Here is a 26,693-nt window from a genome sequence, read left to right on the forward strand (position 1 = left end):
AATAATCAAATTAGACAAAAAAATCGTAGTTTTAGCTCTAAATTGAAATTTTATGCGTCACATTTTCTTTTTATCTTTTTTGTTTTTAATTCTTTTTGGATGTAAAAAAGCAAACGCTATAAATGACGAAGCTTATGCAATTCAAAGTGTACAAATGCCTGCAAAAGCAGAAAATGTTGCTTATGACAAAAAGCCAAGTCCGAACGATGCTCCGCCGCCTAAAGTAGATGAAAAAATCGAACAAAAAATCATAAAAGAAGCAACTTTAAAATTTGAAACTGATAATTTAGAAAATTCTTTCAGTCAAATTCAAAAAGCTGCGTTGACTAGTAAAGCCAGAATCATAAACGATTCTGAAGGAAAGGATTTTGCAACTGTTTTTAGAAATCTAACGATAAAAGTACCAAGTCAGAATTTCGATCGTTTTATAAGTGATATTTCTAAAGGTGTTTCTTATTTTGAAGTTAAAACTATTTCTGCTGAAGATGTTACAGAACAATATATCGATCTGACTTCTCGATTAAAAACCAAGAAAAAACTAGAAGAACGTTATCTTGAAATTCTAAAAAAAGCGAACAAAGTCAGTGAAATTTTAGAGATTGAAGAACAAATTTCTGCTATTCGCGAGGAAATCGAATCTAAAGAAGGTCAGCTGAAATATCTGGAAAGCCGAGTTTCTGAAAGTACTGTTACTATTGAATTTTATAAAACAATACCTGAAAAAGAAGGTGTTAAAATATCATACGGTTCAAAACTTGCAACCGCAATTAAATCAGGATTTTTTAGTTTATCCGATTTATTAATTTCATTATTAAGCGTTTGGCCATTTGTCATTCTGTTTTTTGTATTTGCCTATTTTATTAGAAAAAGATTAAAAAGAAGAAAAAAAGAATAATCATGTATCCGTATTTCAAAAAGAAATTTATTATACCTGTAGCTGCTGCGGGAATGTTGTTTGTTGGAACCAGTTTTAAAGAAGATTTTTTTGAAATTGCCAAACAGATCGAGATTTTTACGACTTTGTTTAAAGCAGTAAACACCAATTATGTAGACGAAACGAATCCTGGCGATTTGATGGATAAAGCGATCAAAAGCATGTTGGGAAGTTTAGACCCATATACGGTTTACTTTAATGAACAAGATGTAGTGAACTTTAAAATCAACAATACTGGAGAATATACTGGCATTGGTGCTTTAATCTCAAGAAAAAAAGATCGCTTAATTGTTCGCGAACCTTATAAAAATTATCCTGCCGATAAAGCCGGACTAAAAGCGGGCGACGAAATTATTCAAATTGGAGATGTTTTGATTACCGATTTTAAAGATGACGCTTCTCAACTTTTGAAGGGAACGAAAAATACTAAAATCAATATTAAATATCTACGTCAGGGCAAACCTTATACTACTGTTTTGGTTTTGGATGAAGTAGACATTAAATCGGTTCCTTTTTACGGAAAAATTGATGATAAAACAGGTTATATTGTTTTGGCGCACTTTAGCAGAAAAGCTTCTAACGAGGTTAAAGATGCTCTTGAAAAGTTAAAAGCCGACGGAGCGAAACAAATTGTTTTAGATTTAAGAGGAAACCCTGGAGGTTTATTGAACGAAGCGATTGATATCTGTAATTTATTTGTGCCGAAGAATGAAGTAATTGTTACGACTAAATCACGAATAGAAAAGCACAATAACACTTATAAAACTCAAAAAGAACCTGTAGATACAGAAATTCCATTGGCAATTTTAGTAAACGGAAGAAGTGCTTCTGCGTCTGAAATTGTTTCTGGTGCTTTACAGGATTTAGACCGAGCGGTTATTTTAGGAAGCAGAAGTTTCGGAAAAGGTTTGGTACAGCGTTCGGTTGACCTTACTTACGGAACGCAGTTAAAAGTTACTATTTCGAGATATTATACTCCGTCTGGAAGATGTATTCAGGCATTGGATTATGCGCATAAAGACAAAAACGGCATGGCACTAAAAACTGATGCTAAAAATTTTAATGCTTTTAAAACCAGAAAAGGCAGAACAGTTTATGACGGCGGTGGAGTTTTACCAGATATTGAATTAGAAGAAACTAAAACCAGCGCAATTGCAACAGCTTTAATTAAAAATGATGGCGTTTTTGATTATGCAACAACTTACTACTACAAAAATCCGAATTTGGGAGATAAAATTCCAACCATAACAGACGCAGATTATAGTTCTTTCAAACAGTTTTTGAAAGCAAATAAAATCACATTTGATACCGAAACTGAAGTGGCTTTGAAAAACACTTTAGCGGCAGCTAAAAATGAAAAAATAGACGAAACGATTGCTCCTGAATATCAGCAGTTATTGGCCGCTTTAGAAAAAAGTGAAACCACTTTGCTGGATAAAAATCAGAAAGAAATTAAAAACATGATCCAGGAAGAATTGATTAAGAGATATCAATATCAGGAAGGTTTGTATCAGTTTTATATCAAAAATAATTCTGAAATTAAAAGAGCAGTTAGTGTATTAAATAACCAAACAGAATATAAAACGATTTTAAAGATGTAGTGAATGAAGTCAAATCTTGTGGAGTATTTAATTACTGTCGAATCATTTCAATATGCGGAATATCATCTTCTAAATACATTTCGCTGGTTTGTACAAAACCGTGGCTTTCGTAGAATTTCTTTAAATACAACTGTGCTCCGATAGTAATTTTATCTTTTCCAAAGTTTGATTGTATTTGGGAGATAGCTTCACGCATTAAATCATGTCCAAATTTTTTATCTCTGTAATTGGCATCAACTACCACTCTTCCTATTGAAGCGTTATCAAATGAAATTCCGGAATCGAATAAACGAGAATAAGCTACAATTTTGCCGTCATATTCGCCAATTAAATGTAATGCTTTCTTGTCTTTTCCGTCTAAATCCAAATAAACGCAGTTTTGCTCCACTACAAAGATCTCACTTCTTAGTCTGAGCAAATCATATAACTCGTTTACATTTAATGCCTCAAAAGGCTTTATTTTCCATTTTAACTCCATTCTGTATATTGTTTGCTGCTTTTCGTTGTTGTTTATTATAGAACAAGCAAAATTACATCAAATATTATCAAATAGAAATCCCGACTACAAATTGTAATCGGGATTTCTATTTTACGCTGTGCTGGAAATTACTTTTTCTTCATCACTATTTCCATGCTTTTATATTCTGTTCCATTTTTCGTGTCGTACATTTCCATTTTTCGTGTTGTTGGATCAACAATTGTATATACTTCTCTGTACGGCGCTTTTTTTCCAGTTACTGGATTTACGACATCTCCTTTAAATTCAATTGTTTTTGTTTTTTCATCATATTTACCAAAAGCGACCATCATACCGGTTCCCATATTATCGATAAAAGTGGTTGTATATTCTTTACTGGCGTTGTTGTAGGCCAATGTACTTTTGCCGACAAATGGCGCTCCCATAATTTTTCCTTGGTAGTCTGATTCTTGATAACGCCCTCCTAAAATCATTTTGATATTGGCTACTGAGGTTGTTTTTTCTGGTTTTGCATTCGGCTCATACCAAAAAGTCATATCGCAATTCCATGTTCCTACTTCGTCTGTCATTAATTTATGCGGAGCTCCGGGTGTTGCATATGCCTGCCAGGCTTTTGCTTGCGTAGCAGAATCTACTGGTTCTTCTGCAATTGGTTCTTCAGTTTTAATGCTGTCTGAAACTTTTGTGGTTTCGGTTTCTGTTTTTACTTCCCTTTTACAAGAGATCAAACACAGCACAAACAATACTAGTGTTGCGATTAATTTTTTCATAACTATTTGTTTTTATGTTTGTTACAAACAAAAGTAAGGAAAATATTAGCGTAAATTGCTTCAAGCTACAAGTTTCAGGTTTTTTGGTACGAGTTAGAATAATTGCCTGCTATAAGCTCAAAACAAAACTTTATCTCTTATCAATTTTCACTGATTTAATAATTGCTTCTAACTCTAACATTAAATCTCGTTCTTGATTAGATGGCGAGTAACAAAATCCCTCTATAACCAAAAGACGATTATACGTTTTGTCAACAATGGCATAATTAATAAATGGTCCTGCCATAAAATCGTTTTTTAATTCCCAGGTTCCTTTTGTTTCAAAAGCATCTTTATTGTCTAATGTAACTTTTGAAAAATAAGGTGCGTAAGCTTCGCTGGTAATCATTCTTGTGTTAGGCTCGCGACCTTTAATGTAACTTCCAACTGAATCTCGCATACGCACAATTGAATTTACAACATCTTTTTTCTTGTCGAATTTGTGCAAAGGTATTTGGTATACTAAAAGACTTGTATTACCGCTGATGATTTCTTTTTTAAGCCAGATGAAATTCTTTTTATGCAGTACATATTCATATCCAGTAGGGATTTGTAGATCGATATGGAATTTATTTTTAATGATCGCTGGATTCAATAGTGATTTACTATTGTCTTCCTGAACCTTTTGAATTTCGGCATCACGAATTTGTTTGATGATCTCTGGAGAGTTTAATTCGATACTACAGATAATATCATCTACTGATTTTCCGTAGATACGGAATGTATTGTGAGGTAAAGCTTTGCTTCGAATGATTTCGAATTTATCTGATGCCGTTTTTTTAACTACAATAATGCTTCGGCTGTCGGTTACAAAACCTTCAAGCAATCGAGCAGGATATTGATTGATCGTAAAAAGCGGTTCTTCTTGGGTAAGTCCAAGAACCGGCGAGGCAAATTTATTTCGAATGCTATCGCCAACTTCTCCATACCACAGCTGATCGTCAATAATGATCGAAATGGTATTGGTTTTTCCTGAAACTGAATCGTTTTGCTTTTCGCCTTTGAAGCATGAAATCAGGAAAAATGAAAGTAATAGAAATAAAAAATGGGTTTTATTCATTTTCTTAATTTATGAAATAAAACCCAAATTTAATAAGATTATTCTATTATCCGTTTATTTTAAGTTTCATTCCCGGTTTAATATCTTCATCTTTAATACCATTCCATTTTTTAATATCTGAAATTGTTACTCCAGGATATTTTTTAGAAATACTGTATAAAGAGTCTCCTTTTTTAACGTAATAATCCTCACCCATATTTTTAGAAGCTGCTTTTTTCTTGAATGAATCAATCGAAGTTGATGCAATTGCAGTTGAAGCTGGCTCTTCTATTATTGGAGACGCTTTTGAAATAATAAGCGTTTTTCCTAAACCAATATTATTTGAAGTTAAATTATTAAGTTCTTTTAACTCCGCAATAGTCATACCGAATTTTTTGGCAATGCTTCCTAAATTATCTCCAGCAGCTACAACATAGTCTTGTGGTACTGTAGTTGATTTTTCTTTATCATCTGCAGATGCAATTGCTTCTTCTTTGTCTATAACTGGATTTGTTTTAACTGGAGCAGTTTCTTCAGATTTAATTTTAAGACTTCTTCCAACTGCAACTGCATTAGTTTTAATGTTATTCCATTTTTTTAACTCACTAATACTCACATTATATTTTGATGCAATTGCTCCTAAATTATCTCCTTTTCTAACTTTGTAAAATTCGTAATCGCTATTGTCAATTGCTGCAGGTTTAGCTGCCGGCTTAGCTTTTGGAGCGTATTTTACTGCAAGTCTTGATGATGTTGATCTAAATTCTGTATCGTGCTTAACGTAAGCATAAATTTGATCTTCGTTGGAAACAAATGTTGCTATTTTATCTTTTGGAAGACGAATAAAATGTTGTTCTCCTTGATAGAAAGGAACCACATTCATTTTATAAGATGGATTTAAAAGCTGGATTTGCGATTGCGGCATGTCTAATAAATCAGCAAGTTGTTTAAAAGACATTTGATTTTTAATTGCTATTGTATCTGTTTCAAAGTTTTTAACAACAGCTCTTTCTGGGTTAATTCCGTGTTCTTTATGATATTCAAAAAGATACATTGTTGCTAAGAAAGCGGGAACATAACCTTGAGTTTCTTTTGGAAGGTAATTGCGAATGTCCCAATATTTAGTTTTTCCGCCAGAACGACGAATTGCTTTGGTAACATTTCCAGGACCTGAATTGTAAGATGCTAAAACCAGTTCCCAGTCACCAAAAATATTGAACATTTTGGTCATGTATTCAGAACATGCGGCTGTAGCTTTAAGAGGATCACTTCTTTCATCGATGTAAGAATCGATTTTTAAAGCGTATTGTTTTCCGGTTCCGTACATAAACTGCCAAAGTCCCGTGGCGCCCATTTTAGAAACTGCTTTAGGATTTAAAGCAGATTCTACAACGGCTAAATATTTTATTTCCAAAGGAACATTTTGTTTGGCAAAAGCATCCTCGAAGATTGGGAAATAATATTCTGATAAAGCCATTAATCGAGAAAACGATTTTTTACGGTTCTTAAGAAATGACTTTATTATATTTTCTAAACCTTGATTGTATTCTATCTCAAAAGGTGATTTCTGATTCATTGCCGCTAAACGCTGTTTGAGCAATTCTGTTGGCAATTCTTCATCGACAGTGACATCTTTATTAATTGTTTGAATGTCTTTTGTTAAATCGTCATAAATGTCAAGACTAACTAATTCATTCATCCATAAACTATCAACTTTTGTAGCTAACTGGTCTCTTTTGAATGTGCTTTTGATAGAATCTAAATACGACAACTTAATGTCTTGCTTTATCTCTCTAGAAAATTCTGCAGATTCCTGCGCGAACATCGACATAGAGAACAAAGCTGTAACCACTAAGGATATTTTCTTTACAATCATATAACATTTTTTTAAAATTCTGTAACTCAAAGAATTATAGGAACTGTATTTTTGCAAATCTAAGCCCTTTATCGAAGAAAACTATGTAAAAAAATGTTAATTGTGATATTTTAGTCTAAAATTGCAGCAATTCCAGGTAAAACTCTTCCTTCTAACATCTCAAGCATAGCCCCGCCACCAGTAGAAACATAGCTCATTTTATCTTCAAATCCGAATTGTTTTACTGCTGCAACAGAATCACCACCTCCTACTAAAGAAAATGCACCATTTTCTGTAGCTTCAGCAATATAATCTCCTAATGCGATAGTTCCTTTAGAGAAAGTTTCCATTTCAAAAACTCCTAATGGACCATTCCAAAGGATAGTTTTTGACTCTAAAATTACTTTTTTGAAGTTTTCTAAAGATTTTGGACCTGCATCTAAACCTTGCCATCCGTCAGGAATTGCAGTTACATCTACAACCTGAGTATTTGCATTGTTTGAGAAATCATCTGCAGCAATAACATCAACTGGAATATGAACTTGAACGTTTTTTTCTTTTGCTAATCTTAAAATTTCAAGAGCTAAATCTAATTTATCGTCTTCACAGATAGATTCACCAATTTTTCCGCCTTGGGCTTTAATGAAAGTAAATGTCATTCCACCTCCAATAATCATGTGATCAACTTTATCTAAGATATTTTCGATAACTGTGATTTTAGATGAAACTTTAGAACCTCCAAGAACAGCAGTAACAGGTTTTTCACTGTTATTAAGTACTTTGTTTAAACTCTCAATTTCTTTGGCCAATAAAGTTCCGAAACATTTATCGTTTGGAAAAAATTGTGCAATAATTGTAGTTGATGCGTGCGCTCTGTGAGCTGTACCAAATGCATCGTTTACATAAATATCTCCAAGAGAAGCTAATTCTTTAGCAAAAGCTACATCTCCAGCTTCTTCTTCTGCGTGAAAACGTAAATTTTCTAATAATAGAACTTCACCTGGTTTTAAATCTTTTGCTGCAGTCTGAGCTGGTTCTCCAACGCAGTTTTCAGCAAATTTTACCTCAACTCCTAAAATATCAGAAGCTGTTTTTAAAATATGTTTAAGAGAATATTTCTCTTCTGCTCCTTTTGGTCTGCCTAAATGCGACATTAAGATCACACTTCCACCTTGTGCTAAGATTGTGTCAATAGTTGGTTTTGCAGCCTCAATACGTGTTGTATCTGTAACATTAAAATTCTCATCCAACGGCACGTTGAAGTCTACACGGATAATTGCTTTTTTATTTTTAAAATCGAAATCGTTTAAAGTTTTCATCTGCTAATTTTTTTAATTTTTTGAAAGAATAACAAATATAGAACTTTTACAGTACTCTAAATTTCAAAAAAGCAAAAATAATCGATCAATAAAAACGAAAACGTTGTAAATTATGAAAATAAACAAATTAATTCTTAAAAATGATAAAAATAGTTGTTTAATCGTGAACTGGACTCTGTGTACAAGGACAGTTACTGATAGATTGTAAGAAATCAAATCCAATTGTTATCGAGTGGGTTCCAGAATTGTAAGTCCCAAGTCCGTTAAACATAAATTGGTACGAATACGCAAAATAGAATTTAGATTTCATAAAACCTGCCATTGGTCCTGCTGCCAAAGGCTTAGGAAACTGGTCATTTAAGAAACGGTAAGAAACTCCAATCCAATAGTAATCTTCGTAACGATTGTAACGTCTGTATTTGAAGTTAAGGTCGGTTGTCGAACGCTGGTCACTCGCAAAATACTGCAAGAAAACTGATGGTTCGTATTCAATTCTTCTGTTTTCCCCATCTCTAAATGTAAATCCAGAATATACTTGAAAGTTTGAAAGTAAATCCGGCTCAACTCCTCTATACTTGTCAACGTTTTTCTTTAAAACGTTATTGGCATTAAAACTGAAGTAGAATCCTTTGTTACGATACAAAGCACTAATATCAAAGTTGTTGTTTGAATTGTAACGATTGTCTGTTATCGAAGGATCTAATGCTACTGGAACACCATTTACATCTCCTGTAAAATTGCCTGTTTCAATACGGAAACTATTAAAGTTATATGAAATACCGAAAGAAAGATATTGCTCTGAGTAATAATCTAAGATAAGGTGGTGTGCAAAGGAAACTTTTGCTCCTGTTTGTCTTGTATTACCATTGCTGTCATTGTATAAAGACAACCCTACTCCGGAACGATCTAAAATTCGAAAATCTGCATACAATGATTGGTTATCTGGTGCATCTTTGATTCCGACCCACTGTGTTAAACCATTGGCTCTAATACGGAGATTATCTCCAATACCAGCATAAGCAGGCGAAAGAATAAAAGGGTTATCAGCCAAATACTGGGTAAATACTGGTAGGTTTAACTCTTGGCTGTAACTTGTTGTTACAGCCATGAGTACTAAGGATAAAATAAACTTTTTCATTGTAATAAATTTTTTAGATAACATCATTGGGGCTATAATTTTGTTATCTGTATAAAGTGAAATGTCCAACAAATTCTCTATTATCTTTTGGATCATTTAGTTTAAGAACATACCAGTAATCTCCTGTTGGTAATTCACTGCCATGGTATCTACCATCCCATTTTTGACCAACGTGGTATTTCGCTACTACTCTACCATATCTGTCATAAATATCAAATGTCAATTCTTTGTATGCTAATGCACCACAATCTGGACCAATAGTATCATTTTGTCCGTCACCGTTTGGTGTGAAATAGTTTGGCATACAGAAATCATAGAATATACCGTGAACAGTTATTGTTGCCTCACAACCGTTTTTGTCTCTTACGATCACTTGGTAATCACCTGTTTTATAGATTCTATAAGTGTTAGATGATGTAAATGACTCTCCGTTGAAACTATACTCGTAAGGAGCAACACCTCCAGAAGCTTTTACTTCTAATGTGTTGATATCTTTGCTTTGGTTTGTTACGTCAATTAAAGCTAAAGGATCAACTGCATTGACAGTAAAGATTGGAGTTGGCACTTCGCAACCATTAGTGTGTCTTGCAACGATGAAGTGATCACCAGCAGGAACATTTGTAAAGATGTTGCTTGGCTGGTAAGTACCATTGTTATCTAATGAATAATCAACATCTGCAGGGTTTGTAATTGAAGCATCAATTGTCACCACAACCATATTGGCTTGTGTATTGTTCACACAGTCATATGTTACCTCAGCAGTTGGGTTAAGAATTACAGCATCTGGCATGTTTTCAACGAACTCAACTATACAGCCTTGTACATCTTTAACATAAACTGTATGCTTACCACCATTCAAACCTGTAAAATCAAATATTGTTTGTGTAGCAGTTCCTTGAGTAAATGGTCCTTTTTCATTATCTAAACTGATACTGTAAGGAGCTGTTCCTCCTCTTACTTCAATACTGAATGCACCGTCTTTATCACCATCACAAACTTCAGGAATCATAGAGTTTGGTACTTCTGTTACTACAACCGGATTTGGTTGAGTAATTTCGATATCAGCTCTTACATAACATCCGTTTTCATCTTGTGCAATAATTGTATAAGTACCTGGCGCAAGTCTATCAAATGTACTGATCAAATCAAACTGATTTAAGTCTGGTGAGATCGCATATTTAATAGTCCCTGTACCACCTGCAGCTGTTACAACAATTTTACCGTTGTTTTCACCGAAACAAGAAACGTTTGTTGGTGTAAATACTGCAGTTAAAGCAGCGGCTGGTTCTGTAATTGTAGCATTTACTGAAGTTTGGTTACAATCTCCACTGTCTACTTTTACTCTGTAAGTTCCAATTACAAGATTCTCGAATCTACCATTATTTTGTGGCCCCTGAACTATTGCTCCGGCTGTATTTTCTAATGTATAAACGTAGTTTCCTAAACCACCTTTTGCGTCAGCAACGATAACTCCAGTAGCTTCACCTGTACATTTTACAACAGCGTTTGTAATATCTAAATCAACTGTTAGAGGAACTAAAGGATCAATCTTAATTTCATTAGAAATAAAACTAATACAGTTATTCGCATCTTTTACATAATACTGATATGTTCCAACTGGCACTGAGAAAGTAACCGATGAAGCGAATGTACCAGTAGTAGTGGCAAAATTAGGATCTGAGCTATAGCTATATGGTGCTAATCCTCCAGTTGCACTTAATGTAAGTGTTGACTGAACATTACATGTTTGAGTTGAAGCTAAAACTAAACTTGGAATAACTTCTGTTGGTTCTGTAATAACAATCGTTGCAGAAGTTGCTTCACAATTAAATCCGTCCGTAACTTTTATTGTATATGTTCCAGCACCAAGACCGTCAAAAACATTTGATGCCTGTGGTCCTGAAGATACGATATCTGTTCCGATCGTACTGTTTAGAGTGTACATATAATTACTTCCCTGACCACCTGTTGGTAAAGAAACTGTTATGGTAGCATTTCTATCACCAAAACATGATAACATTGTAGCACTTGGCGTAGCAGTGAATGAAATTGGAGTCGGAATTACTAATGTCGCTGTTGTTGTTGCGATACATCCTTCTCCGTCTTTAGCATTGATAGTATACGTTCCTGCTGATAATCCTGTAAAGGCATATTGAGCAGAGTAATCAACTACAACAGCTCCGTTCAGAACTAATTGATATTGATAGTTAGTATCCCATCCACCTGCTGCAGAAGCGTAGATTTCACCGTCATTATTACCTGGGTTACAAGTAATTTCTGATTGAGTTGTCGTCACTGCCAATTGTGCTGCAGGCTGTTCAATTGTAAATAATGTTGCTACTGTACAATAAGGACTTCCAACTAATGTTGCACTAACTGTATACTGACCAGCTGTTAAATTAGAAATTGTAGTTACTGCACCTGTTGTTGTTCCTGTGCTTGAAACAGGACCTGTGATAACATAGTTAAATGCACCTGCCTCGTCTGTTGGAGTTGGCTGTCTGTCAACGAAAGTTAAAGTAATCTGTCCATCAGCTGTTCCGTAGCAAATATGTGCACTTGCAGGAACTGCATTAATTTGGAAAGTATTTGGGTCGTTAACATAGTGTACTGCTTTTATTATACAGTTTGTATCAAGATTAGTAACACTTACAATGTAATTTCCGATAGGTAAATTAGTAAAGATACCAGATGCATTATTTGGATTTCCAGCAACTGCATTTCCTGAACCATCAGTGATAGCATATTCTAAGTTTGCTGTTCCTCCAGTTGTTGCAACTGTAACTGTAATGTTTTCTCCGTTATTACAAGTAATTGCATTTGTAACATTAACAGTAATATCGTCTAAACTAATAAACGGATTAATTACATATGTTCCGGCATTCGACCCTATACATCCATTACTATCGTAAACATTAACAGTATATGATCCCCCTTGATAATCTGTTTCTGTGTAAACATTGTTAGAACCTTTGTAAACTACGACACCATTTCTGATGAATTCATAATTAGCATAAGTTCCTGATCCTCCTGTTACACCTGCTACAGTAATAGTTGCAAAATTGCTTGTATTATCTGTAGTACAACCGTATTGAGCAACGGCAGGGTTAGGAACAACTATCAATGCAGGTTCGATAACCTGAACAGTTTTACTGTCAGAACATCCTCTTCCAGAAGTAACTGTTACAGTATAACTTCCTTGAGTTAATCCTGTAAATACTGGACTAGTCTGAGGAGTACCTCCGTTTAAGCTGTACATATAAACAGGGTTATCGTTTACACCTGCACTTGGAGCGTCTAGTGAAGCTATGATTGTTCCGTCATTTCCTCCAAAACAAGTTACCGGCGTAGCTACAGCATCAAATCCTGTTACTAGAGTTGCTGGATCTAATTTAAAAGTTACATCTTCTGTACAACCTGTTGTCAAATCAGTAACCACAATTGTATGTGAACCAGCTGATAAACCACCGAATGTAGCCGGAGTAGTTGTTACAGTTGTAGTTCCGTCAATTGTATAACTGTAGTTACCTGTACCACCTGTAGCCGTAGCACTTACGCTTCCGTCACCGTTAGCACAAGTTGTTAAATCTACAACCGTATTTTGAATGTCTAATGGCTCTAAAATAGTTACGGCTGCGTTGAATACAAATTCACATCCGAATCTATCTCTCACTGTTAGATCATAAGTTTTAGGAACACTTACTGTAAATGTAAGTCCAGATTGGAATCCTGAACCAATGCTATATTCAAATGGTCCCATACCTGTTCCTGGTGTAACTACAATATCATAAGTTCCTGTAGTAGCATTTGGACATTGAGATACAGCTGCTGCTGTAAATCCTGATGGAAGTGGATCAATAATGATATTCACTCTATATGGAGCCGAAATACATCCATTAGCATCTTGTGCATAAACATCCCATGCAGGTACAGTTGCATCTAATTCTCTTGTATCAGCTGCATCATATGTTCCTGCCGGATCACCTGCGTGAACAAATGAATAGGTGTATCCAGGGTTTCCACCACTACCTGCTACTGTTACTACAGCACCAGTTTTACAATTTGCATTAACATTGTCTACTAGAGAAACTATAACTACTGTTGATTGTTTTACTTCTGCCATAGCAGTTGCTGTACAACCTGTAGCGTTGTCTGTTATATTAATAGTGTACTGACCAAAAGAAAGACCTGTTAATGGAATTGTGTTTGCACTTGTTGAAGTTGAAGTAACAAATCCAACACCGTCTTTGTCAATTGTATAAGTATAACTTCCCGCAAAATCCGAAACTGTGAAAGTTACTTGACCGTCATTTGTTGTATTACAAGTCATATCAGCAATCACTTGACCATTTACAACAATATTTGTAACTGGTGCGATTGGTAATAATTCTTCGTAAGTACATCCGTTAGAATCTGTAACTCTGAACATGTAATCTCCAGGTACTAATCCTGTAAAGTTTGCTGGAACAGTATTATCTGCTGTATTAACCGGAGCATAAGCTGTTGTAGCTGTTCCGTTAAACTCAATGATTTCGAAAGTTAATGAGCCAACTCCATTTGTAGCTGTAACATCAACTGTACTAGTTGTAGCCAAACAAGTTACTACAGATGCATTGAATGTTAAATCTGTTGGTTTGTTTAGCGGTACAATTGGTACTGTTACTGGAGCAGTTTCACAACCATTAGCATCTTTCACAGTGTAAGTTACAGAAGGAATTGATCCATCATTAACTACTGAGAAAGTATTAGCTGTGTCATAACCTTGACCATTGAAATTATATCTATAGTCAGTAGTACCGCCTGTTGCAGTTACAACTATGGAAGTAGTTGTACTACATGTTGTATTTGGAGTAATTGCATGGATAGCTGTTAATTCAGTTGGTTCAGTAATTACAATAGTTGCTGGTGCCGAAACACAATTCTTAGAATCAGTTGCAACTACAGTATATGTTCCTGCAATCAATCCTGTGTAATTTCCTGTTGCATCACCTGTCGTGTTAACAACTGGTCCTGTCAATGCAAATGTATAAGGAAGACGGCCACCTGTTGGAACAACTGTCAAACTTCCGTTATTAAATCCAAAACAGCTTACATTAATATGTGAATCAGCAAGTGTTGGAGTTACTGTTGGATTTACTGTTACAGTAGTAGTTGTTACAGAACATGCTGGCGCGTTACTATCTGTAATTACAAAATAGTAATCACCATCTGCTGCCACAGAAGCCGTAAAGTTTCCTGTAACACCTGTTACTGGTCCTGTCGCCACTGAGTTATGATACATTTGATATGTATATGGTCCTACACCACCAGCAATCGTAACATCGATTGTTGCGTTAACAGGAGCTGCACAGTATAGATCTTTTGTTACTGAAGCACTTGCAATTAATTGTTCTTGAATGATATAATCTACTTCATCAGGACATCCATTATCATCAGTTAAGATAATTTTGTATGTTCCAGGAGCACTAAACGTTGCTGTTGTTCCTGTTAAAATTGTTCCGTTTACAGTAAATGATTTTACTCCATTATAAGTTGTAGATAATGCATCTAAATCAACTGTTAAATTAGAACCAACAAAACATTGCTGTGCTGGTAAATTAAGACGTGGAGCAACATTATAAGTTACAGGTACATTTATTGGCCCCGCAATACAAAGATTTGCATCTTGTACATAAACATCCCAAGAAAGATCTGTTAAATTAGTATCTACAGTAAGAACTGAACTTCCTCCAAATGTTGTTGGTGCAGGATCACCTGCTTTAACTACAGCATAAGTGTAACCAGCAGTTCCGCCAGTAACATTTGTAACTGTTATTTCAGACTCATCATCAGAACAGAATACTTTGCTAGCCGTTGCAGTAAATGTGATTGGAGCCGGCATTGTAATAGTAACATCTGCAGATTTAGAACAAGTTGTTGTAATATCGTTAACAGTTACTGTGTAAGTACCTGCTTCAAGACCTGTTAATGTAATTACATCTGCTGCAACAGTTGGAGCATTATAAGACAATGCAGCCGGATTAGTAGTTACTACGATATTATAGTTACCGCTTGCGCTGAAATCTGAAACTGTGAAAGTAGCTGAACCATTATTATCTGTTCCGTTTGCAGTGTTACAACTCACATTATTTGCAGATGTACGAACAATGTCAATCGGAATAACCGGTTCTACTTTGTAAGGTCTTTCAATAGAACAACCATTAGCATCTGTAACTTTAAATAAGTAAGTATTTGGAGCTAAGCCAACAAAAGTTGCGTTGTTTCCATTATCTAATGTTATCGGTGAAATAATTTCATATTTCGCATATGGAGTATATCCTCCTGTTACAGTCAAAGTAACATCAGCCACATTTGTTGGACATATTGGGGCTGTCGTTAATGCAAATGTAATATCTGTTAATGGCTGATATGCTGGAACAACAACGCTACCATTAAATTGACATCCATTAGCATCTATAACATAATAATTTACTGTTTGAGCAGATGTACTAACAGTTACCTGAGTTGTATTATCAGTATAATATGTTGTACCACCGTCAAAATTAAATCTGTATGGTGATGTTCCTCCAGTAGCTGTAATTGTTACAACCGCAGGCTGAGCAGCATTGCTTGCATTACATGCATAAGCTGTAATTGCAGGCGTAGCATCTAAAATTGCCGGCTGACCTACAGTATATTGTTTTGTTAAAGTACAACCTCTGCCAGATGTAACCGTGATATCATAAACTCCTTGTGGTAAACTAGAGAATACATTACCCGTTTGTACATATCCAACTGGAGCTGGTGAAATCGCATAAGTATAAGTTGGATTGTCATTTGAAGGCAATAAATTAACTTCAATTTTTCCGTTAGTTCCGTTGAAACAAGAAACATCAGTTACAACAGCATCAAATGTTACAGGAGTACCTGCTGGTAAAGTTACCTCTGCTGTTGTAGTACAAAGATTTCCGTTGTCGGTCATTGTAATAGTATAAGTATCTGCTCTAAGTCCAGAAATTGTATTTCCTGAAATTACAATACTTGGATGCATTGGCGTAATACTATAACTATAAGAGTTTGTTCCTCCAGATGGAGTTAATGTAATTACACCATTATTAACCACACAACTTGGCAATGCTGTCTTTTCAGGGATTAATTTTAATGGCGCATTAATATTGATAGTCTTCGTATCTGTACAATCGTTTCCATCTTTAATGGTAATTGTATGAGATCCTGAACTTAAATTGGTAACTGTATATGGCAATCCTGGAATACTTACAAATACTCCAGTATCCACTTTAATTGAATAAGCTCCTACTCCCGCAGCAGTTTCGCTAACAACAACTCCAAAAGCACCTTCAGCCGCACAATTATTAGCTACACTTAAACTAATTACTGGACTTGGATCTTTAATGATTGTTGTGTTTAATGGGAACTCACAACCTTGAGCATCTTTAACAATAATATTCCAGTTTACATTTGCACCTGTTGGCCCTGGATCTAAACTTAATACATTTCCAGCAGCAAAAACTGATGGAGTAGCTGGAGCTACTGCTGAAGCAAATGTGTAAGGTCCTGTACCACCAGTAACCTTAATAGTCACTTGAGCTGGATCATCACAGTTTGCATTAACAGTATTTGTTATAATTGCATCAAGCGGTTGAACTGGCTCTGTTATTTGAAAAACTTCAGTAGTAGAACACAATGTTCCATCAAACTCTTTTACATAAAGAGCATAGTTTCCTGGTCTTAATCCTGTAAGTGTTCCATTATATGCTGAACCTGTTAGACCAGTAGCTGATCCATTAACAGGTGGTACAATTGGTAAATTTGTCAAGTTGTCTCTAACTTCAAAATCTAATCTTGTTGCATTGTAGTTAGATACTGTGAAATTAATAATTCCATTCGCAGCACCATTACATGTAACATTCGTAGTTGTTAAAGGATTAATTTCAAGATTAGAAATTTTTGGAGTTTTCATCTCATAGTAAGATGGACATCCGTTAGCATCCACAACTTCAAAAACATAATTTGTATTTTGATCTAAGCCTGTAAATGTATAAGAAGTTGCTGGAGTTAAACCAGAAGTTGTACCAACTCCATAAATTGTGTATGTGAATGGTGCAACACCCGTTCCTCCAAATACTCCAACTTCAACAGAAATACCATCAGCACAAGTGGCGCCAACTACTGTTCCGTTTAACTGTAAGTATGGTGGAGGCTGAATTCTTAATTTACTGCTTTTGAATTCGCAACCATTTGCATCTACAACATTGATATAATAATCTCCAAAAGTTAATCCAGGGAAATTATGTGCAATAGCTGCATTTGCAGTATTTGCAGTATAAGTACCAATTTCCGTCATAGAATTATTGTATAAATGATATATGTAAGGAGCTGTTCCTCCAGACACAACATTTACATCAAAACTTCCTGGTGTAGTAGAGTTACAAGTAATGCCATGAACAACAATATTCATTACTATTGGCGGAGGGTTATTTAATGTAATACTATTACGGTATTCACATCCTTTATTGTCTCTAACCACATAATTGTAAGTTCCTGAAGCTAAACCACCATAAGTAGCTAAATTTCCGAAAGTAACTCCATTATCAATACTATATTGGAAAGGTGCTTCACCAATAGGGTTTGTAAAACGTATTGTACCATCAGAATAACCATTACATGTAGGATCAACCTTAGCAACTGTTACAGCTACTGGTACATAATCTGATACCGTAGCAGTACTTATTTCTTTTGTACAACCATTAGCATCAGTAATTTCAAATTGATATACTCCTGCTGTTGACGTTGTATATGGGAATGATGTTCCCGTAAAAGCAATTGGTGAACCTGTATAGGTTCCTGCGCCAACTTTAACTCTGTATCCAAACGGCGCTGCACCACCTGTTACAGAAACTGTAATACTAGCATCTGTTGGTGTAGCACAAGTAAGATCTTTTGTTAAAATCGCTGTACCAATCATGGCATCGTTAACTGTTACAGTTGTTGTACTTGTACAGTTATTGGCATCTTTTATAGTAATTGTATAAGTACCTGCAGTTACTGTAAATGTATTTGCCGGACTTGGCGCTGCGCCAGTATTAATTGAATATGTGTAAGGAGCAACTCCGTTTGAACCTGTAGCTACAATTTGGAAAGTATTTCCTGAAGCTGTACACTGATTGGTTACTGAAGCTGTTACGCTTGGAGCTGTATCTGTTGTTAAAGTTAATGGTAAAACTACTGTACATTCGTTAGAATCTTTCACCCATGCAAACCATGTAAGTGCCGGATTTAAATTAGCAGAATTTGCTGTATCATATGTTCCAGCTACAGTATTACTGTTACTGAATGAATACTGATATCCAGGTGTTCCTCCAGCTGCAGTAATAGTAACTTTTGCTGTTGGAATATTACAGTTTGCATTAACATAAGCTGCAGTTGCCGAAAGTGCAGTTGCAGGCTGACTAATAGTAATTGATGTTGGAACAGTACATCCTGTAGTTTCGTCTGTAAACACAACGCCGTAAGTTCCTTGTGGTAAATTAGGAAGTGTAAATACAGCAGCAGACTGACCTGTTACAGGTGTTCCGCTATTAACTACGTAACTATATGTAGAAGCAAATCCGCTTACATTGTAACGAATAGTTCCTGTTGAACCTCCATTACAATAAACATCATTCAGTTTAGTTGCTAAAGCAATCATAGGAACTGCCGGAGCAATGTTTATTGGGAATGTATCATAACATCCCCTTGCGTCTGTTACTTTGAATATATAATTTCCAGATGCTAATCCAGCAAATGATCCTGTAGCATTTGATGGTGCCGCAGTTGGGCCAGAAACAATTTCGTATATAAATGGTGCAATTCCTGTTCCTGCAGTAACATTTACAGTTGCTGTACTAGTAGTACTTGCTACAGGTGCACAATAAATTGGGGTTGTACCAACAGAAGCAATTGCCGGCGGATTTAATCTATCAATAACAATAGATTTTGTTGCCATTATACATCCATTTGCATCTTTAACAGCATAGTAAATAGTTTGATTTGTACCATTATCAACTACTGTTAATGTGTTCGCAGAAGTAAATGATCCATTATTGAAACTATATGTATATGGCGCAGTTCCCGTTGTTGGAACAACAATTGTTACAACAGCAGATTGTTTTGCATTATTAGTATCACAACTGAAAGTTGTTGCAGTAGCGTTTGTATTTAATGCTGTTGGCTCTGAAATTACAACAGATGTTGCAGCTGAAGTACAACCTAAAGCGTCAGTTACTAAAATATCGTAAGTACCTGCAATTAAACCGGTAGTTGTCGGAGTTGTCGAAACCAAAGTTCCGCCTCTTCTCACACTATATGTAAACGGTGCTTTTCCTGAAGTTGCTGTAATAGTAATTGCTCCAGTATTTCCACCATTACATGATACATCAACTTTACTAGTTGTAATTGTTAATGTAGTTGGTTTTAATGTTACCGGAATATCAGCAGTTTCTGCCTGACAAACAGGGTTTGAAGAATCTGTAACTCTAAATTTATAAGTTCCTGTTGCAGTTGCCACATAAGGACTTGTCGTTGTAGTGTAAGTTCCTCCATTAAATGAAACTGCATACGTACGAGTTCCCGTACCACCAGAAGAAGCTAAACTAATTGTGGTGTTTGGAGTACAAGTAACATCCGGTACAATTGTCGGAGTAATTGTTAATTGAGGTGCTACAACATAAGTAGTTGAAACATCACAACCAAAACCATCTCTGATGCTTAATGTGTAAGTACCCGGAGTTAAACTGAAATTAGGTGACGGCTGATAGAAAATACCATCTTTACTATAAGTTGGAGTTCCTACATAAGTACCCGTAATCGTAATATTAATTGGAGTTCCTGTATAACATTGTGATGCAGGAGTATCAATTGTCGGAACATTTTCAGATTGAATTATAATCGTTCTTTTTACTGTACAATTGTTATTATCCTTAACATAAACATCAATTGATGTAGTAAGAACTGCAGTATCCACTTCAACACCTGTTCCATAAGCTGTACTTGGTACAGTTGAAGGACTAGCGGCATAAGCATATGTGTATCCAGGAGTTCCGCCTGTTAAACCTGTAAATGTTAAAGTAGCTTTTGTTGTTTTACAATTGATCTTCGTAGCTGTTACATTATAAGTAATTGCAGTTGCAGCACTAATTGTTACAGAAGCTGTATTAGAAGTACATCCTGTAGTAATATCTCTGGCTACTAAAGTATATGTACCCGCAGCTAAACCTGTTACTGTTACAGTATTACCTGATTTAGTAGCAGTTCCCGAATTTGGAGTCAATGTGTATGTAAAGTTTCCTGAACTACTTGGGTTTCCAATGTTGAATGTTGCAGTACCGTTGTTTGCATTGAAACATAATTCATCTGTTTTTGATCCAGAAACCGTAATTGCAGGAGCTGCATCAATTGTTCTTGAACCTGTTGCAGTACATCCGTTAGCATCAGTTACTCTAAAAGAATAATTTCCAGGAACTAATCCTGTAAATGTACCTGTGCTATTTGCAGCAGGTGAAGTTGGACCAGCTGTTACGGCATAAGTAAATGGTGCAACACCTCCAACAGCTGTTAATGTAATACTAGTTGTTGTAGTGTTACATGTAATACCTGCTGGTGTAGAGAACGTAAGAGATGTAGGCGGATTAAATGCCGGAATATTAATTGTTTTTGTATTAATACATCCTTTTGAATCTTTTACAGAATATGTAATGGTTTGTGCACTGCTTGTATTGGTAACAGAAAGTGTGTTAGTACTTGTATAAGTTGCACTTCCGTTAAAACTATAAGTATAAGTTCCTGAGCCACCCGCACCAGAAACTGTAATCACAGTCGTTGGGCTACAAGTTGTGTTTGCTGCCGCTGAAGCACTTGCTACAACCGGAGAAGGATTGTTTAATGTTATAGTATAAACTGGAGATACACAGCCTTTATTATCTTTTACTTGATATGTGTAATTTCTCGTGTTAACTGAACCTACAAATGCATTTAGACCTGTAAGTGTAGGACTTGTACCAAAAGTTGTACTTCCGTTAAAGCTGTAAGTGTAAGGTGCTCCACCTCCGCCTGCTGGAATAACAGTAAACTGACCATCAGTACCATTATTACAAGCAGGATCTACTTTGTTTGCTGTCGCAGTAGGATTTGTAATAGGATCTACTACAACCGGAATACTAACAACAATACATCCTTTTGAATCTGTTACTCTAAACACGTAACTTCCAGCTGAAGATGCTGTGTAAATATTAGATGGAATAGCTGTATAAGTAGCACTTCCGTTTACTGCTACTTCGTATGTGAAAGGACCTACACCGCCTGTGACTGTAAGTGTTATTTCTGCATTATTAGTAATACAATCTAATGGTTTAGTTATATTTCCTTCTGCTTTTAATTCGTTTGCAATAACGATATTCGAAATTGCAGGAGCAATACAACCGTTAGCATCTGTTACAATAATTGAATGTGTTCCAGGACCAACATTTGTAAATGTATTTGAAGTCTGACCCGGTGCACCATCTAAACTATAAGAATAAGGTGTTTTTCCTCCTGTAACATTTACCACCAGCGTTGAACGATTAACTGTATCGTAGCATAAATCTGAACTAGCCGCCAATGTTGCAGTAGGAGGTGTTGGTGCATTAATGTCTACACGAACTGATGCAGGAGAAGTACATGAATTTGAATCACGTGCAACTACTGTATAAGAACCTGTAGCCACATTTGTAAATATATTTAAACTTTGAAACGGAACTATAACAGTTGTCCCAGTAGAATCTCTTAATTCATATTGATAACTTGGTGTACCTCCATTACCTGTTGCGGTAATCGAAGCTCCGTTTGTACAAGTAGGCTGAGTTGTAACCTGTGCTGTAACTGTTAAAGCCGTAGGTGATTTTACTTCTTGAGTTAATGGAAATACGCATGTTGAAGGAGAAGCATCAAAACGTACTCTAATATTATAATTTCCACTATTCAAACCGCTGGCAGTAACAGGAGAAACTTTAGAGTTTACCCAAGTTGCTCCATTATCTAATGAATAATCGAATCCGTAAGGAAGATTAAAGTTTTGAGCAGAAATAGTAATTTCTCCATCATTTTTTCCATTACATGTAACATCTTTAAATCCAGTTACTGAAGCAGTAAATGCTTTATTAGTGTCGATAACAATTGGGAAATCTTTTTGAGTGATACATGTTTTAGGAATCTGACGTACCCAAATATCATCAATAACAATATCATTTCCGCCGTATTCAATACTTCCAGAACGAATTCTGAATGTTAGATTGGTATTGTTTTTTGGATTCAATGAAATATTAATAGGAACCCACTTTGTTCTGTTCGGATCGTTTGCTGCTTCAGCGATTTTACCCGTATCCTCAGTAGCTACAACTTGTCCTGCTGAATCTACTAATTCAAACCTAACAATTGGAGCTGCACCATTCGTACCTGTGTTTAATAAATTTCCTACATACAAGGAAACCATTACAGGTTGATTTGGGATAACATCAATAATTGGTTTACTATAAAGAACTCCGTAAGGACCTGCAGCCCCTCCAATATTTACTAATAAATATCTTCCGTTTGCATCAGCTCCATTTGTAGTGTGATCTTTAAAGTGATACCAAGCGTTATCGTTTCTCCAGAAGAAACTTGTAACAGAATATTGGTTGTCTTCTACAGAACGAGTTGGTGTTCCGTTTAATGAACAAGTATAAGGAGGATTAACTCTTTGGTCATTGAAACAATATGCTGATGCAATACCTGGAGTTGTAGTGGTTCCACCAGAACCAAAATCTTCTAATAATAAATTACTATAAGTAGGTACTGAAGTTAAATTATATTTTACTGAAATAGTATGCGCACCAGATGGAACATTAACAAATACATTCGAAGGTGTATTTGTATTTAGTACGTTATCTATATAGTACTCATAAGCATAATTATTTCCTCCGCCGCTTGTTACCGTAACCGTACTTGTTGCTGTTCCGTTACAGTTAAAAACTGGTGGAGCAACAGATATTGTTGGGTCAGCAGGTTTTGGATCTAAAATCACTCCTGGCATACTGTATATACAGCCTTTAGAATCTTTAATGTAAAGTGTATATGTTCCTGGAGCAACATAAGCTTCGTTTGAAGCTCCATAGCTTGTACCTCCATCAAAACTATAAGTATAAGGAGCTGTTCCTCCTTGAGGGTTTGTAATTCTTACTTTACCAAATCCGTTACCAGAAGGATCACAGCCTGCCAATTCAGAAACACCCGCTGATGCTGATAAAGCATTTGCTGGAGCTGTGATCGTAATTGGTGTCGCAGGATCAGTACAAGTTACTCCTGACATTGTATAACGTACTACAACATTATAACCACCTGCAGCAACATTAGGGAATACAGGATTGTTACTAAAGGTTGCGCCATTATCTATACTATATTCTAAAGTATATCCATTAGCATTAGTAACATTTACGTTAATTTGAGAAGTTCCGCCACTACAGTTAATCTCAGCTGCAGTTACAGTATATGTTGGTTTCGGATTTGCAGTAACTGTAATAGATGTTGTTCCGCTGCAATTATTAGCATCAACAACTCTAATATCATATTTGCCAGGTCCTGTAACAGCGATTTCATTTGATAATTGGAATGAACTTGATCCGTTTATAAAATGATAATACGGTGCAGTTCCACCTGTCGTTGTTACTACTATTTTTCCATTAGCACAAGCTGTCAACGGAACGGTTAGAGCTGCCGTTGGAGTTAATCCTGCTGGAACCGGATTTACAGTAACTCTTACCGTTTTATCACAAAACGGCGCTGGTGTAGCACCTACTGGTCCGTTAGTAACTCTAATATCATAATCTCCTGATGATAAATTTGCAAAGGTATAATCTGAATTTGATGTTGGCCCAAAGCTATTTACCAAAGTACCTCCACTAGTGTAGATATAATAATAGTATTGTGGGTCGATATTTTGTGCACCAACTTTAATACTTCCTTTATCCGTTTTACATGTTGGCTGAGTTATCGCTGTACTAATGCTTAAATCTCTGCTTCTGATCAAAATACCTGGAACAGTAAAAATACAAGGATTAGTAGTTACGCCAATCTGTCTGATATGAACAGTATATGAATTTGGAGAAGTTATTGGGAATACGTTGCTAGTCTGATAAGCACCAGGAGTTCCGTTAGGATCTGTACTAATAGCATATTCGTATCCTGCAGGAACGCTGCCAATTGTAATACTTCCAGGAGCACCACAAATAATATCCTTATGAGTTTCTGTTGGTGTTAAAGAATTGCTGTATACATTAAAATAAAAACGGTTAAAGCATCCTCCAGCATAGTTTAATGTTAAACGAAATTGTCCTGCCTGATTCGCAGTATAACTTGGTCCACTTTTTACAGTAGTCCATTTACATGAAGCACTTTCATTAGCACAATTTTGATTTGTTACTGCTGTACAGCTTGCTTCATTTAATTTTTCCCAAACAATACTTGTCGCATCCGAAATATTTAATGTAATTACTTTCGAAGCGTTTCCACCACATAAGAAAATGTTTGGCAATTTTTTTCCATCATTTGAACAAGTTACCACCTGATCTGCAAAAGGTATTACCGGATTTTCTACAGTATTACCAAATCTCGTTACAACAAATGACTGATAAATTGATCTACAAGGAGCAGCAGCCAAATTGTACACATAATAAGTACCAGGATTTTTTACATTCAATACTTGTCCTTTTCCTATCTCTTTTGTACGTGCTTCATCACTATACCAAGTATAATCACTATAACCATTTGCTGCAGTTAGATTAATACTATCACCACAAAGCGTAACGTTGTCTGTATACTTACATCCGTCAACCCCTACTAAAAAGTTAGTTGCTTTTGGAACTAAGATACATCCTGTATTGGTATTAACACTCGGGTCATCAGAAATTGTGAAAGCTGTATTCTGTGTTCCTTTGTAAGTTGCATATGCAGAGTTGTCAATACTATTAGAACAAGCCTCACTTAACATATGACAATCTGGAACAACCTGAACTTTAAAGCTGATTACCTTTTCAGGGTCACCAATTTTAACCACACTATTATCAACCTTGAAAACAATGTTTCTTGTAGCTGCGTTATAACTTTGAACAGTTACTCCGGTTGGCAATGAAACAATATCTGCCGGGTAATTAAAAATAATATTTATAGGCAATTGATCTCTAATAGTAAATGATGTCGCATTATCATTTCCTGTATTTTTAAAACCAATTTCATAATTTAATTGTTGCCCTAAAGTAACATTTTGACCACCAATATTATCTCCCTTAGCATTCTTTACAATTTTGGTTAAAACAATTTTTGGCTCAATAATTTCAACATTGAATGCATTAAAGAATAGCCCATAACCATCTCCACTTGTCGTAAGTTTTAACTGTGCCGAAGTATCGTTATTTTTAATGACACTTCCTCCTGGGTTTGCCGAGGTTGCGGGATTGGGAACATTCAGAATACCTGCTTCGAAACCTAAAGTATTTCCACTGGCAGGAGTTCTGTCAGTGAAAGGTCCATTAGTATCATTAATTGTACTATTAAAAAAGTTGTCAATCGGACGTTGTGCGGTTGAAATATCAGTGTTATTAATAGAATATCTATCACCTGTTAAGTTAACGTCTCCCTCTAAAGCCGCAAAAGCTAATTTTGCTTTTACAGTACCTGTTGGGATCGTTTTAAAACCTGAAATGTTATAAGTTACTGGTCCACTACTAGCCTGAATCCATCTGAAACCATCAAACGTAGTAATGTATTTTGCTGAAGATTTAGGATCCTCATAAACAACAAATAAATTCCAACCAGCAGAAAAACCTCCATTGATTTTTCCTCTTGCCGAAATAATATTTGCAACTGTATAAGTTCCTTCTGGATCTGTTAGTCCTTGTACTAATGATGTCAAATCGTAATAATATGCATAAGGCATCTGATCACCATTTGAAGTAGAAGGGTAATAGTCATAAATCAACTGACCCGTAATATCAGTATAAGCGGTTTGATTGGGTAGTTTAATTTTAATAGAACCCAGATTACTTCTGTTAACCGTTTTATCATCAACCGATCCTTTGCTGTAAATACCAGCCCAATAAAGTCCAGCGTAAACAACTTTATAACATTCCCTGCTTGCTGTTGGAATTGTTAATTTTGCCGAACTTGAACTAAATGTACTGGCATCACCATCGATGTCAATATATTGCATGTTAAGGTCGTTGTTGTTTTGGTTTGTTGCATTAAAGGCATCGTTCGCACGCTCATTATCCTTAACATCTCTATTCAAAATATTGTTACCAATCAAAAGCATATCTCCTTTTAAACTCGTATCAAAACGAGGGGTGAAATTCTTTTGAGAGTAAATAACAAAACTTTGAATACAAAGTAATACAGCTAAAACTAATTTTAAAGTAGTAGGTTTCTTCATTTTTCTATGGTTTCAGTTTAACGGCTGTTTTTTAAAGGGGCATTTAA

The 26,693-nt window shown here is 35.5% G+C and carries 9 protein-coding genes; 2 read left to right on the forward strand and 7 right to left on the reverse strand.

Annotated elements, in window-relative coordinates; translation table 11 throughout:
• Positions 1–52: 52 nt before the first annotated feature.
• Positions 53–895, forward strand: coding sequence for a DUF4349 domain-containing protein (locus tag EDB96_RS00675; RefSeq protein WP_134138761.1), 843 nt, complete (start codon positions 53–55; stop codon positions 893–895).
• Positions 896–897: 2 nt separating this feature from the next.
• The gene (locus EDB96_RS00680; protein WP_134138762.1) at positions 898–2,535 is read left to right on the forward strand and encodes a S41 family peptidase; all 1,638 of its coding nucleotides are present in this window, start codon (positions 898–900) and stop codon (positions 2,533–2,535) included.
• Positions 2,536–2,566: 31 nt separating this feature from the next.
• On the opposite strand, the gene EDB96_RS00685 is transcribed toward EDB96_RS00680, so the two are convergent.
• The 7 genes from EDB96_RS00685 to EDB96_RS00715 all read right to left on the reverse strand — a co-directional run bounded on the left by EDB96_RS00685 (position 2,567) and on the right by EDB96_RS00715 (position 26,646).
• A complete protein-coding gene (locus EDB96_RS00685; RefSeq protein WP_134138763.1) occupies positions 2,567–3,013 on the reverse strand; it encodes a GNAT family N-acetyltransferase in 447 nt (148 codons plus the stop codon).
• 128 nt (positions 3,014–3,141) lie between these two features.
• Positions 3,142–3,783 (reverse strand): DUF1579 domain-containing protein, encoded by a 642-nt coding sequence (locus tag EDB96_RS00690; RefSeq protein WP_134138764.1) that lies wholly within the window; start codon positions 3,781–3,783, stop codon positions 3,142–3,144.
• 130 nt (positions 3,784–3,913) lie between these two features.
• The gene (locus EDB96_RS00695) at positions 3,914–4,882 is read right to left on the reverse strand and encodes a DUF4837 family protein (RefSeq protein ID WP_057115427.1); all 969 of its coding nucleotides are present in this window, start codon (positions 4,880–4,882) and stop codon (positions 3,914–3,916) included.
• 46 nt (positions 4,883–4,928) lie between these two features.
• Positions 4,929–6,737, reverse strand: a complete 1,809-nt coding sequence (locus tag EDB96_RS00700) for a LysM peptidoglycan-binding domain-containing protein (RefSeq protein ID WP_134138766.1) — start codon at positions 6,735–6,737, stop codon at positions 4,929–4,931.
• Positions 6,738–6,847: 110 nt separating this feature from the next.
• Entirely contained in the window at positions 6,848–8,035 is a 1,188-nt protein-coding gene (locus EDB96_RS00705; RefSeq protein WP_057115428.1) for a phosphoglycerate kinase, read from the reverse strand.
• Between the two features lie 157 nt (positions 8,036–8,192).
• Positions 8,193–9,173, reverse strand: coding sequence for a type IX secretion system membrane protein PorP/SprF (locus EDB96_RS00710; RefSeq protein WP_057115977.1), 981 nt, complete (start codon positions 9,171–9,173; stop codon positions 8,193–8,195).
• Positions 9,174–9,216: 43 nt separating this feature from the next.
• Positions 9,217–26,646, reverse strand: a complete 17,430-nt coding sequence (locus EDB96_RS00715; RefSeq protein WP_134138767.1) for a T9SS type B sorting domain-containing protein — start codon at positions 26,644–26,646, stop codon at positions 9,217–9,219.
• Positions 26,647–26,693 lie beyond the last annotated feature (47 nt).

Origin of the sequence: Flavobacterium sp. S87F.05.LMB.W.Kidney.N (assembly GCF_004366435.1) — a bacterium.
In the GTDB taxonomy this organism is placed as follows: domain Bacteria; phylum Bacteroidota; class Bacteroidia; order Flavobacteriales; family Flavobacteriaceae; genus Flavobacterium.